Consider the following 12,455-nt stretch of genomic DNA (forward strand, 5'->3'; position numbering starts at 1 on the left):
ATTACAAATTTACGATTTTAAAATGATAAAATAATCAATCACTAATTTTCTCTACAAAAAAGAGAATTGTATTTTTGCAAACTATATTCAAAAACTATTCCAAAGTATGGCAATTCCATCTAAATATGATGCAAGTAAGGTAGAAGATAAGTGGTATGACTACTGGATTAAACATAACTATTTTCATTCTACTCCAGATGAAAGAGAACCGTATACAATTGTAATTCCTCCACCAAATGTAACAGGGGTTTTACATATGGGGCATATGTTGAATAATACCATTCAAGATGTATTAATTCGTCGTGCACGATTGTTAGGAAAAAATGCGTGTTGGGTACCTGGAACAGATCACGCATCAATTGCTACAGAAGCAAAGGTAGTTGCCAAATTAAAAGAACAAGGAATTTCTAAAAACGATTTAACTCGTGAAGAATTTTTACAACATGCTTTTGATTGGAAAGATGAATATGGTGGTATAATTTTAGAGCAATTAAAAAAGTTAGGAGCTTCTTGCGATTGGGAAAGAACCGCTTTTACCATGGATCCAGAAATGTCTGAATCTGTAATTAAGGTTTTTGTTGATTTGTACAACAAAGGATTAATCTACAGAGGATACAGAATGGTAAATTGGGATCCTGAAGCCAAAACAACATTGTCTGATGAAGAAGTAATTCATGAAGAAAGACAAGGGAATTTATACTATTTAGAATACAAAATTGAAGGTTCTGATGATACCTTAACCATTGCTACTACTCGTCCTGAAACTATTTTTGGTGACACTGCAATTTGTATCAACCCAAATGATGAACGCTTTACACATTTAAAAGGTAAGAAAGCAATTGTACCTCTTTGCAATAGAGTAATTCCTATTATTGAAGATGAATATGTTGATTTAGAATTTGGTACGGGTTGTTTAAAAGTAACACCTGCTCACGATGAAAATGATAAAAATTTAGGAGACAAACACAATCTTGAAGTTATCGATATTTTTAATGAGGATGCATCTCTAAATTCTTTCGGATTACACTATCAAGGTAAAGATCGTTTTGTGGTTCGTAAGGAAATTGCAAAAGAACTTGAAGCAAAAGGAATTTTAGTTAAAACAGAAGTTCATACCAACAAAGTAGGAACATCAGAAAGAACCAAAGCAGTAATCGAACCAAGATTATCAGATCAATGGTTTTTAAAAATGACAGATTTAGCAAAACCTGCTATTGATGCTGTTTTAGGTGATGATACCGATATTAATTTAGTGCCTAAAAAGTTCGAAAACACCTATCGTCATTGGATGGAAAATGTTCGCGATTGGAATATTTCAAGACAATTGTGGTGGGGCCAACAAATTCCTGCTTATTATTTTGGTGATGGAAAGGAAGATTTTGTAGTTGCAGAAAGCATCGCAGATGCATTAGTTTTAGCACAAGAAAAAACCAACAACCAACAACTAACAATTAACGACTTGCGTCAGGATACTGACGCACTTGATACTTGGTTTTCTTCTTGGTTGTGGCCAATGTCTGTTTTTGACGGAATTAGAAATCCTGAAAATGAAGAAATAAACTATTACTATCCTACAAACGATTTAGTTACTGGTCCAGATATTTTATTCTTTTGGGTGGCTAGAATGATTATTGCAGGGTATGAATATAAAGATCAAAAACCTTTTGAAAATGTATATTTAACTGGTTTAGTTAGAGACAAACAAAGACGTAAAATGTCTAAGTCTTTAGGAAATTCTCCTGATGCCTTAAAATTGATAGAAGAGTTTGGTGCAGATGGTGTTAGAGTTGGTTTGTTGTTAAGTGCACCAGCTGGAAATGATATTTTATTTGATGAAGATTTATGTCAGCAAGGAAAAGGATTTGCTAATAAAATTTGGAATGCATTTAGGCTAATTAAAGGCTGGGAAGTTGATGCAAGTTTACCACAACCAGAAACCGCAAAAATAGGTTTAGCTTGGTACGAAGCAAAGTTTCAAAAAGCGTTAGCTGAGATTGAAGATCATTTTTCTAAATATCGATTATCTGATGCTTTAATGGCAATCTATAAATTAATTATGGATGATTTTTCATCTTGGTTATTAGAGATTGTAAAACCTGCTTATCAACAACCTATAGACAAAATTACTTTTGATGCTATTATAGAAGTTTTAGAAAATAATTTAAAAGTATTGCATCCATTTATGCCATTTTTAACAGAAGAAATTTGGCAATTTATTGCAGAGCGAACTCCAGAAGAAGCCCTAATTATTGCAAAATATCCTGAACTAAAACCTTTTAATTCAGAAATCATTGCTGACTTTGAGTTTGCAACAGGGGTTGTTTCTGGAATTAGAACTATTAGAAAAGAAAAGAATATTTCTTTTAAAGATGAGGTTGAGTTGTTTGTGGTGGATGCTCAAAAAAGCTCAAAAGAATTTGATGTTATCATTCAAAAATTAACAAATACATCAGCAATTAATTATGTTTCTGATAAAGTAGATGGAGCATCATTTAGAGTAAAATCTAATGAATATTTTGTACCAATTTCTGCCGCAAATATTGATGTTGAAGCTGAGTTGAAAAAATTAAATGCTGAATTAAAAAGAGCTGAGGGTTTCTTATTTGGGATTCAAAAGAAATTATCTAATGAACGCTTTGTTAGTAATGCACCAGAAAAAGTAATTGCTTTAGAGCGCAAAAAAGAGTCAGATACAATTGCTAAAATTGAAACCATAAAATCTAGTTTAAATAGTTTGCAATAAAATAATTGCAATTTTAAGAGCAAACGCTATTTCGATAGTGGTTTATCTTGAAAATAACTTGTTTTATTGATTTAAATTAATTAAATTATAAAAATTACAAAAAATAGTAAAAGATGAAAAAAATTATATTTTTTTTAAGTGTGTTTTTTATAGCATTCCAAACTCAATCACAAGAAAAAACTCAATCACAAGAAATAAAAAAGAATAAAAACGCAAAAATTTCTATAAAAGTAGATGGTATTTGCGGAATGTGTAAAAAACGAATTGAAACAGCAGCTTTAAAAACAAAAGGTGTAAAGTTTGCGCTTTGGAGTCCGAAAACCCATCAATTGAATTTAATATTAGATGAGCGCAAAACAGAGGTTGCTAATGTTCAACAAAACATTCTAAAAGTTGGACACGATGTATATGATATGAATGCAAAAAAGATATCAGCAACTGATGAAGCTTATAATTCTGTGCATCCTTGTTGTAAATATAGAGATGAAAAGATTGTATTAGATCATGAAGGCGAGCTTAAGAAAGTAAAGAAAAATAAATAAAACTAAGATGAAACACATATACAAGGTATCTGGAATGACTTGTGATGGGTGTAAATCTTCTGTTGAAAAATCTCTTTCTAAATTAAAACATATAAAAAAAGTAACAGTTAATTTACAACAAGAAGAAGCCACAATTAAAATGAGTGCTCATGTTTCTATTGACGCTTTGCAAAGTGCATTACCAGAAAAATTTTCTATAACAAAAAAAGAAGATAATAATAAAATTCCTGATGTAGCTTTTGAAGATAAAAAGTCTAAGAGCGAACAGTTATATCCATTATTCTTAATCTTTGGTTATATCTTTATTGCATCAATAGCAATGAATATAAACCCATGGGTAACTAATGCTTTTATGTTAGATTTTATGGGGCTTTTTTACATTGTTTTTAGTTTTTTTAAAATCTTAGATGTAAAAGGTTTTGCCATGAGTTTTCAAATGTATGATCCTTTGGCAAAAGTAGTTCCAAAATATGGTTTTTTGTATCCTTTTATTGAGTTAGCCTTAGGTCTTTTATTTCTTTTTGAATATAAAATCATGATAGCTTTATTTGCTACCTTAGTTATTTTAGGAATTACAACAATTGGCGTTACAAAATCTTTATTAGATAAGAAAGCTATAAAATGCGCATGTTTAGGTTCTGTTTTAAATTTACCAATGACCAAAGCTACGTTTATAGAAAATAGTATTATGATTATAATGGCTATTTATATGCTTTTTGAATATGTTTAAAATTTAAATAGTAGAATCAAAAAATCCGTTAGAAAATTAATTCTAACGGATTTCTTGTTATGACATCATAATTTTTCTAAAAAAGCACCTTAAAATTGGAAGCCTTTTTATCTTTAACGAGTCTTATAATATGTAATCCGTTGATATTAAAAGGCATACTGTTTGTTTCGTTTTTTAGTATTGATTCATGAATGCGTCTACCATTTAAATCGAAAATTGTAATTTTTGTTTTTGACTTTGTTTTTACAAATAAAGTTTTGTTTTCGGTCCAAACTTTATCATTAGAAATTAAATTTTTATCTACGCTAAGAGGATCTTGAGAAATTTTTCCAATTCCACTATAAGTTGAAACCACATCTGGAATTTCAGTTGTTTCATGTATTACATTAGAATAGGTGTACAAATTGGCTGGTGTAAAATTACAATCTCTAACAAAATCTTCACTTGAACTTAATGGGCTAGACTTACCTTGATTTATATTAGTAATTCCATCAGGTAATCTACTACAACTTTCAAAAATATTATCAATTAATTTGCCTTGACCGTTTTCTGATAATTTTCCAAATACTGGTTTTTTAGAATCTTTAAAATAATTTCCTTCAATATAGGCATTGGAATTTATACGAAGGTTTAACCCATCACCTGGACAATCTTCCATGTAATTGTTAAAATAGTGATGTTGTCCATACCTTAAAAGTGGTAAGCGTGAACCATCAATTCTAGCAAAGTAATTATGATGAAATGTAATGGTACGATTGTAATTATCACTATTGCCACTTCCAGAAAGTAGTGCTTTTGAATGGTCATGAAAATAATTCCAAGAAATCGTTAAATTTTGGGTGTTGTTTTTATTATCCACAAGTCCATCATACCTATCTTTATTATCAATATTCTCGTTATAAAATTCACAATGATCAATCCATATATGTTCACTTATACGTTGATTTTCAGGAATGCTGTCCTTGTCTGCTTGAATGCCAATACAATCAGGATCTCCTAAAGTAGTTACACCATCAGTATCTAATATTTTATATTCACCATCGCGTGTTGCAGGAACATGCTTCATTGTAAACTTTATATTTCTGATAATAATATTAGATTGACATTGAATTACAAGACCAATTCTATTAAAGAAAGCTTGATCACCAATACCAATTAGTGTTTTATTAGAACCCATTTTTAAAATAGCGCCAAAAGTAGTTGCTATAGCTCCAGAATCGCCACTATTAACAATGCCTCCATCAACATCTACCCAGGTTTGTACACCTGTATTAAATTCTTTTGTAATTCTAATAATATATGGTGTAGATTCATTTTCAACATATTGTTTTAATTCTGCAATGTTTGTAGGTGTAACAATTTGGCCACCTTCACCACCTGTTGTACTTCCGTTTAAAGTCGCAAAACCAACCATACTAAAATCTGGGTTTTGAGCTTGCGTGGTTAAAGTTATAAAAACATTAAAAACTATTAGTTTAGCGTAGAAGAGTTTCATTTTAATTTATTTAATCGATTACACAAATGTATACTTTAATTTATTAAAATAAATATCTATTATTATTTTATATCAGTTTTTTAATTTTTTGGATAAAAAAAACGCTTCAAAATTAATTGAAGCGTTTTAAAATATTTAATATGAGTGTTTTAACTACATCATCCCTGGCATTCCACCACCCATTGGAGGCATTCCACCACCTGCAGGCGCATCTTCTTTAATATCAACCAATGCACATTCAGTAGTTAAAATCATACCAGAAACTGATGCTGCATTTTCTAAAGCAACACGAGTTACTTTTTTAGGATCAATGATTCCAGCTTCTAACATATCTACATAAGCATCAGATTTAGCATCGTAACCAAAGTCTTTTTTGCCTTCTAAAACTTTGTTGATTACTACAGAACCTTCACCACCAGCATTTTCTACAATAGTTCTTAAAGGCGATTCGATTGCTTTATTTACAATTTGTACTCCAGTAGTTTCGTCTAAATTGTCAGTTGCTAAAGATTCCAATACTTTTTTAGCGCGTACTAAAGCAACTCCACCACCAGCAACAATACCTTCTTCTACAGCAGCTCTTGTTGCATGCAAAGCATCATCAACTCTATCTTTCTTTTCTTTCATTTCTACTTCAGAAGCAGCACCTACATATAAAACTGCAACACCACCAGCTAATTTAGCCAAACGCTCTTGTAATTTTTCTTTATCGTAATCAGAAGTAGTAGTTTCTATTTGAGCTTTAATTTGGCTTACTCTAGCCTTAATTGAATCAGCATCACCAGAACCATTTACAATTGTAGTATTGTCTTTATCAATTGTAATACTTTCAGCAGTTCCTAACAAATCTAATGTTGCATTTTCTAAAGAAAAACCTCTTTCTTCAGAAATTACTGTTCCACCCGTTAAAATTGCGATGTCTTCTAACATTGCTTTTCTACGATCACCAAAACCTGGTGCTTTTACAGCAGCAATTTTTAAACCACCACGTAATTTGTTAACTACTAAAGTAGCTAATGCTTGTCCGTCTACATCTTCAGCAATAATTAATAAAGGTCTACCAGATTGAGAAACAGGTTCTAAAATCGGTAAAATTTCTTGTAAGTTAGAAATCTTTTTATCGAATAAAAGAACGTAAGGATTTTCTAGATCAGCAATCATTTTATCAGCATCAGTAACAAAATAAGGAGATAAATATCCTCTGTCAAATTGCATACCTTCTACAACATCAACATAAGTATCCATTCCTTTTGCTTCTTCAACAGTAATTACCCCTTCTTTACCAACTTTGGTAAAAGCAGTTGCAATTAAATCTCCAATAACATCATCGTTATTTGCAGAAATAGCAGCTACTTGTTTTATTTTTTCTGATGAATTGCCTACTTCTTGAGATTGTTTTTCTAAATCTTCAACTATTGCAGCTACAGCTTTATCAATACCTCGTTTTAAATCCATAGGATTAGCGCCAGCAGCAACGTTTTTTAAGCCTTCTTTAACAATTGCTTGTGCTAAAACAGTAGCAGTTGTTGTTCCATCTCCAGCTAAATCATTGGTTTTAGAAGCAACTTCTTTTACCATTTGAGCTCCCATATTTTCAAGCTCGTTTTCTAACTCAACTTCTTTTGCTACAGAAACACCATCTTTAGTAACGGTTGGTGCTCCAAAAGATTTAGAAATAATTACGTTTCTACCCTTTGGACCTAAAGTTACCTTTACTGCATTTGCCAATGCATCAACTCCACGTTTTAAGCCATCTCTAGCTTCTATATCAAATTTTATATCTTTTGCCATTGTTTTATTTTTTAGCTTTTTGCCTCTAGCTTTTAGCTATTGGCTTAGTTAATTAATTATTTTATTGATGGGCTATAAGCGAAAAGCTAATAGCCAAAAGCTTTCTAGATAATCGCCAAAATATCAGATTCGCGCATCATTAAGTAATCTACACCTTCTAATTTTAAATCAGTTCCACCATATTTACCATATAAAACAGTGTCACCAACTTTTACAGTTAAAGGCTCGTCTTTTTTACCATTACCTACTGCAACAACAGTTCCTTTTTGCGGTTTTTCTTTTGCATTATCTGGTATGATTAATCCAGAAGCTGTTTTGGTTTCTGCTGGAGCAGGTTCTACAAGAACTCTGTCTGCTAAAGGTTTAATGTTTAATCCCATTGTTTTATAAAATTTTGATTAATTAAAATTATTTTTACTACTTTCAATAGTCAGAAATTATGCCATCACTTAAAAACTGACAATTTTTCTTTGATTCATTTTTTACTTGAATTTAGTCCATAAAAAAATGCCAACGTGTCATTTTCGTTGGCATTTTAAATATAATTAAACTAAACTTAGTTGATACTATCGTTTGTTATTGGTGCATTGTTTTCAGCAGGAACTGTAGATTCAATTCCATCTAAAGTATTGTCTAAATTTACATTATTTGCGCCTTCTCTAGGAATCGCAAAATTTGCTAATAAAATTAAGGCAAACATTGCAATGGCTAAGGTCCAAGTTGTTCTGTCTAAAAAATTATTTGTGTTTTGCACACCTCCTAAAGATTGTGCACCTCCACCACCAAAAGAAGAAGATAAACCTCCACCTTTAGGGTTTTGAACCATTACTATTAAAATTAAAGCAACTGCTACAACTAAAATTAATATTAAAAACGCTGTATAACTCATTATTTATGTTTTTGTAAAATTTGTACTCTTTTAATTTGGTCTGCAAAGAAACCACTTTTTTCTGGATATTTCAAACTTAAAATTCTATATGCTTGAATGGCATTTTCATACTTCTTTTGTTCTAAATATACTTTTGCTAAAGTTTCTGTCATTAAAGAAGAATCTTGCTTATTTTTAGCAACAGCAATTGATACAGATTTATCTTTAGAAAGTGGTTCTATTTTAGGATTAGTTTTGATGAATTTTTCAATAATTTTTTCTTTTTTACTAACTGGTTTAGCTTTTATTTCCGTTCTTTCAATTGGTTTTTTGGAGGCCAATTGTAACCATTCATTAAAAGAATAATTCTCTGATTTTACAAACTGAATGGGTTTGCCAATTTGCAACTTCTCTTCTGGAATTCCAACGGATTTTAGTGTTTTTTCAGTGTTGTCTAATGTAGTTTCTGAAATTTTTTCAATTGGTTTTTCTTCAGAAATCTTAGAACTAATTTGTTTATGAATCTCATTTTTAGCGTTATCAAATTCTTTTGAGGTAATAAAATCAAATAAAACAGTTCTATCTGCAGTGTGAGCAGCTGTTATTTTTAATTCGTTGTTGTATTTAAAACTATCTTGATTTTTTAATCCTTTTAAATATAATGCCCTTGCTGATTGAAAATATGGATAATCATCAACAATAGTTTTAAGTTCGGCAGTTTCTAATTGCTTAATTTTTTGCCTTTCTTTTAAAATTGCTATGAATGTATCGTTATTCAATTTTTTATTTTTTTATTCCAACTTCCAACTTCCAACTTCCAACTTCCAACTTCCAACTTCCAACTTCCAACTTCCAACTTCCAACTTCCATTTACCATTTAGCTACAGAAGCATTAAAAATGTCTTGTGTTAAACGTTCTACAATCTCATCTAAGGCAGTGTCAAGAACTCCACCCGTTAATTGAGCATCAGCAGGAAAGTCTGAATAAAAAGAAAAGTTTTTTTCAAAATCATCTTTTTCTTCTAGTTTGTTTGTAAAACGCACATTTACAGTTACTGTTAATCTATTTTGCGCAGCAGTTTGATCTGCTGTACCACTCATTGGTGTAACTCTGTAGCCTGTAATTTCTCCACTAAAATGCAGATCTCCATTAGAGTTGGTAAGTGTTAAATTGGTTTGACGCGTAAATAAATCTTGTAGGTCGTTTGTGAATTTTTGTGTTAAAGCAGGTTCTACTAAAGGAGCGTTGTTTGGGAAAAAATCTATTTGAATAGTTTTTGCATCACCTGTATTACCCCCCGTAAAAGAGTATGCACCACAACCAATGAGAGTTGCAATTATAATTAATGATAAAATTATTTTTTTCATTCTTAATTGTTCAAAGTTTAAAATTTAAAGTTCAATATTTAGAGTTTTATGCCAACTTTAATAATGAATTTTAAATCTTTAAATTTACAGATCGTATTGTTTAATTTTTCGATATAATGTTCTTTCTGAAATCCCTAATTCTTTAGCAGCCAACTTACGTTTGTTGTTATTTTTCTCTAAAGATTTTTTAATCATTTCTATTTCTTTATCCTGTAAAGATAACGATTCGTCTTCTTCAATAGTTTCAATAAAATCATATTCCTTTTCTTCGGATGTTTTTTGGGGAATATTTAAAACCTCAATATCTAAATCTTCTAAATCTTTATTGTTATAAATTTTTTCTAATAGCCTGTGATTCTCTTCTTGCACCTCTTCAACATTGCCATTTTTCATCAAATCTAAAGTCAGTTTTTTTAAATCGTTGATGTCATTACGCATATCAAACAAGATTTTATACATAATATCGCGTTCTGTAGAAAAATCATTGTCTTTTTTACCTCCAACAATGGCTGGTAAGTTGCCATTATTATCCGGTAAATATTGTTTTAATTTTTGTGCTGAAATTGTTCTTTCTTCTTCAATTACGGAAATTTGTTCTGCTAAGTTCTTTAACTGACGGATGTTTCCTGGAAAACGATAATTGAGTAAAAGGCTTATTGCATTTTCGTCTAATCGAATAGAAGGCATTCTGTATTTTTGAGCAAAATCTGATGCAAATTTTCGAAACAATAAATGAATATCTTGATTACGATCTCTTAATGCTGGTAAATTGATTTCAACAGTGCTTAATCTGTAATATAAGTCTTCTCTAAATTTTTCTTTTTCTATTGCAGAGCGCATATTAACATTGGTGGCAGCTACAATTCTAACATTGGTTTTTAATACTTTGGATGAACCTACTTTAATAAATTCGCCATTTTCAAGAACACGTAACAAACGTACTTGTGTGGTGAGTGGCAATTCACCAACTTCATCTAAAAAAATGGTACCACCATCAGCCACTTCAAAATATCCTTTTCTGTCTTGGGTTGCTCCAGTAAAAGCTCCTTTTTCATGACCAAATAATTCACTATCTATGGTTCCTTCAGGAATTGCCCCACAGTTAACAGCAATATATTTAGCGTGTTTTCTGTGTGATAAAGAATGTATAATTTTAGGAATACTTTCTTTACCAACACCACTTTCTCCAGTTACTAAAACAGAAATATCTGTAGGCGCAACCCGAACCGCTTTTTCTAAAGCTCTGTTTAAGTGAATATCGTTACCGATAATTCCAAAACGTTGTTTTAATGCTTGTAAGTTTTCCATTTATTAAGTTTTTAAAGTTGAAAGTTGAAAAGTATTAAAGTTGATTACAAACTTTAATACTTTTTACTTTATAACTTTTTACTAGTTGTTATCAGAATATCCAACAGCAGTTCCAATTAAGGTTGCAGAGGTACAATCTTCTACCTTTACATTTACAAAATCGCCTAGTTTATAATGCTCTTTTGGGAAAACAATAACCGTATTTTGTGTATTTCTTCCTTTCCACTGATTTGGATCTTTTTTAGAGGTTCCTTCAATTAAAACCTCTTCAATTTTACCTACATGCTGTTGTGTTCTGTAAAGTGCGTGTTTTTGTTGTAAGTTGATAACTTCGGTTAATCGTCTTTTCTTTACATCCGCAGGCACATCATCTTCCATTTTTTTACCAGCTAAAGTACCAGGTCTTTCAGAATAGGCAAACATAAAACCAAAGTCATATTTTACATATTCCATTAAATCTAATGTGTCTTGATGATCTTGTTCAGTTTCGCCGCAAAAACCTACAATCATATCTTGACTTAATGCCATTTCTGGAATAATTTTATAGATGTTATCTACCAGTTGCATATACTCTTCACGCGTATGTTGTCTGTTCATTGCTTCCAACATAGCATTACTTCCACTTTGCACGGGTAAGTGAATGTATTTACAAATGTTTTTATGTTTTGCCATGGTATGAATCACATCTAAACTCATATCCTGAGGATTAGAAGTCGAAAAGCGAAAACGTGTTTTAGGAAATTGGGTAGCACACATATCTAACAATTGAGCAAAATCAACTGCAGTTGCTTGTGCCATTTCAGAAGCTTTTTTAAAATCTTTTTTTAAACCACCTCCATACCATAAAAAACTATCTACATTTTGTCCTAAAAGTGTAATTTCTTTGTAGTTTTTATCTACCATTTGCCCAATTTCTTCTAAAATACTTTTAGGATCTCTACTTCGTTCACGTCCGCGTGTAAAAGGTACTACGCAAAACGTACACATATTATCACAACCTCTAGTGATAGATACAAATGCCGAAACTCCGTTTGAATTTAAACGAACAGGCGAAATATCTCCATAAGTTTCTTCTTTTGATAATATTACATTTACGGCATCTCTACCTTCATTTACCTCTTCTAATAAGTTTGGTAAATCTTTATAGGCATCTGGGCCAACTACCAAATCCACAATTTTTTCTTCCTCTAAAAACTTTTCTTTCAAACGTTCAGCCATACAACCTAAAACGCCAACTTTCATGTTTTTATTAACTTGTTTTACTGCGTTATATTTTTGAAGTCTTTTACGAACAGTAGTTTCCGCTTTTTCACGAATAGAACAAGTGTTTACCAAAACTAAATCTGCTTCTTCTAAAATTTGTGTAGTGTTATAACCTTGTTTATCTAAAATCGATGCAACAATTTCACTATCATTCATATTCATTTGACAGCCATAGCTTTCTATGAATAATTTTTTTGTATTTTCTTTTTTATTTACGGTTAAAAGCGCTTTTCCCTGTCTTTTTTCGTCAATGATTTTTTCCACGTGTTCCATCTTTCAATTTATCATTATAAGATAGACAAAGATACAACCAAAAATATATTTCTATGACAAATTGGCAGAAAAAA

11 protein-coding genes are annotated in these 12,455 nt (G+C 31.0%); 3 read left to right on the forward strand and 8 right to left on the reverse strand.

Annotated elements, in window-relative coordinates; all coding sequences use genetic code 11:
- Positions 1 to 106: 106 nt before the first annotated feature.
- The 3 genes from ACTG3V_RS01430 (at position 107) to ACTG3V_RS01440 (ending at position 4,015) form a co-directional block, all read left to right on the forward strand.
- On the forward strand, positions 107 to 2,743 hold the full coding sequence (locus tag ACTG3V_RS01430) for a valine--tRNA ligase (RefSeq protein ID WP_439130343.1): 2,637 nt from the start codon (positions 107 to 109) through the stop codon (positions 2,741 to 2,743).
- Positions 2,744 to 2,856: 113 nt separating this feature from the next.
- Positions 2,857 to 3,285 (forward strand): heavy-metal-associated domain-containing protein, encoded by a 429-nt coding sequence (locus tag ACTG3V_RS01435; RefSeq protein WP_439130344.1) that lies wholly within the window; start codon positions 2,857 to 2,859, stop codon positions 3,283 to 3,285.
- Positions 3,286 to 3,292: 7 nt separating this feature from the next.
- The gene (locus ACTG3V_RS01440) at positions 3,293 to 4,015 is read left to right on the forward strand and encodes a heavy-metal-associated domain-containing protein (RefSeq protein WP_439130345.1); all 723 of its coding nucleotides are present in this window, start codon (positions 3,293 to 3,295) and stop codon (positions 4,013 to 4,015) included.
- Between the two features lie 76 nt (positions 4,016 to 4,091).
- Here the strand turns inward: ACTG3V_RS01440 and ACTG3V_RS01445 are convergent, their stop codons facing one another.
- The 8 genes from ACTG3V_RS01445 to miaB form a co-directional block, all read right to left on the reverse strand.
- Positions 4,092 to 5,510, reverse strand: coding sequence for a pectate lyase family protein (locus ACTG3V_RS01445; RefSeq protein ID WP_439130346.1), 1,419 nt, complete (start codon positions 5,508 to 5,510; stop codon positions 4,092 to 4,094).
- 153 nt (positions 5,511 to 5,663) lie between these two features.
- Positions 5,664 to 7,301: a chaperonin GroEL gene (gene groL, locus ACTG3V_RS01450; protein WP_439130347.1), complete on the reverse strand. Its 1,638-nt coding sequence runs from the start codon at positions 7,299 to 7,301 to the stop codon at positions 5,664 to 5,666.
- A gap of 104 nt (positions 7,302 to 7,405) precedes the next feature.
- Complete coding sequence (locus tag ACTG3V_RS01455; RefSeq protein ID WP_397447932.1) at positions 7,406 to 7,681, reverse strand: co-chaperone GroES; 276 nt, start codon at positions 7,679 to 7,681, stop codon at positions 7,406 to 7,408.
- A gap of 176 nt (positions 7,682 to 7,857) precedes the next feature.
- Positions 7,858 to 8,190: a preprotein translocase subunit SecG gene (secG, locus tag ACTG3V_RS01460; protein WP_439130348.1), complete on the reverse strand. Its 333-nt coding sequence runs from the start codon at positions 8,188 to 8,190 to the stop codon at positions 7,858 to 7,860.
- Positions 8,190 to 8,948 (reverse strand): hypothetical protein, encoded by a 759-nt coding sequence (locus ACTG3V_RS01465; RefSeq protein WP_439130349.1) that lies wholly within the window; start codon positions 8,946 to 8,948, stop codon positions 8,190 to 8,192. The genes secG and ACTG3V_RS01465 overlap by 1 nt, the downstream gene beginning before the upstream one ends.
- 91 nt (positions 8,949 to 9,039) lie before the next feature.
- The gene (locus ACTG3V_RS01470) at positions 9,040 to 9,537 is read right to left on the reverse strand and encodes an LptE family protein (protein WP_439130350.1); all 498 of its coding nucleotides are present in this window, start codon (positions 9,535 to 9,537) and stop codon (positions 9,040 to 9,042) included.
- 84 nt (positions 9,538 to 9,621) lie between these two features.
- Positions 9,622 to 10,845 carry a sigma 54-interacting transcriptional regulator gene (locus ACTG3V_RS01475; RefSeq protein ID WP_439130351.1) on the reverse strand — a complete coding sequence of 408 codons (1,224 nt, stop codon included), beginning with the start codon at positions 10,843 to 10,845 and terminating at the stop codon, positions 9,622 to 9,624.
- Positions 10,846 to 10,926: 81 nt separating this feature from the next.
- On the reverse strand, positions 10,927 to 12,381 hold the full coding sequence (miaB, locus tag ACTG3V_RS01480) for a tRNA (N6-isopentenyl adenosine(37)-C2)-methylthiotransferase MiaB (protein ID WP_439130352.1): 1,455 nt from the start codon (positions 12,379 to 12,381) through the stop codon (positions 10,927 to 10,929).
- Positions 12,382 to 12,455: the final 74 nt, after the last annotated feature.

This window comes from Polaribacter sp., from assembly GCF_965660385.1.
Classification (GTDB): domain Bacteria; phylum Bacteroidota; class Bacteroidia; order Flavobacteriales; family Flavobacteriaceae; genus Polaribacter.

Bases quoted from the DNA above. Each gene is read 5' to 3' on its own strand.
- ACTG3V_RS01430 (WP_439130343.1), top strand. From the start codon at position 107: ATGGCAATTCCATCTAAATATGATGCAAGTAAGGTAGAAGATAAGTGG.
- ACTG3V_RS01435 (WP_439130344.1), top strand. From the start codon at position 2,857: ATGAAAAAAATTATATTTTTTTTAAGTGTGTTTTTTATAGCATTCCAA.
- ACTG3V_RS01440 (WP_439130345.1), top strand. From the start codon at position 3,293: ATGAAACACATATACAAGGTATCTGGAATGACTTGTGATGGGTGTAAA.
- ACTG3V_RS01445 (WP_439130346.1), bottom strand. From the start codon at position 5,510: ATGAAACTCTTCTACGCTAAACTAATAGTTTTTAATGTTTTTATAACT.
- groL (WP_439130347.1), bottom strand. From the start codon at position 7,301: ATGGCAAAAGATATAAAATTTGATATAGAAGCTAGAGATGGCTTAAAA.
- ACTG3V_RS01455 (WP_397447932.1), bottom strand. From the start codon at position 7,681: ATGGGATTAAACATTAAACCTTTAGCAGACAGAGTTCTTGTAGAACCT.
- secG (WP_439130348.1), bottom strand. From the start codon at position 8,190: ATGAGTTATACAGCGTTTTTAATATTAATTTTAGTTGTAGCAGTTGCT.
- ACTG3V_RS01470 (WP_439130350.1), bottom strand. From the start codon at position 9,537: ATGAAAAAAATAATTTTATCATTAATTATAATTGCAACTCTCATTGGT.
- ACTG3V_RS01475 (WP_439130351.1), bottom strand. From the start codon at position 10,845: ATGGAAAACTTACAAGCATTAAAACAACGTTTTGGAATTATCGGTAAC.
- miaB (WP_439130352.1), bottom strand. From the start codon at position 12,381: ATGGAACACGTGGAAAAAATCATTGACGAAAAAAGACAGGGAAAAGCG.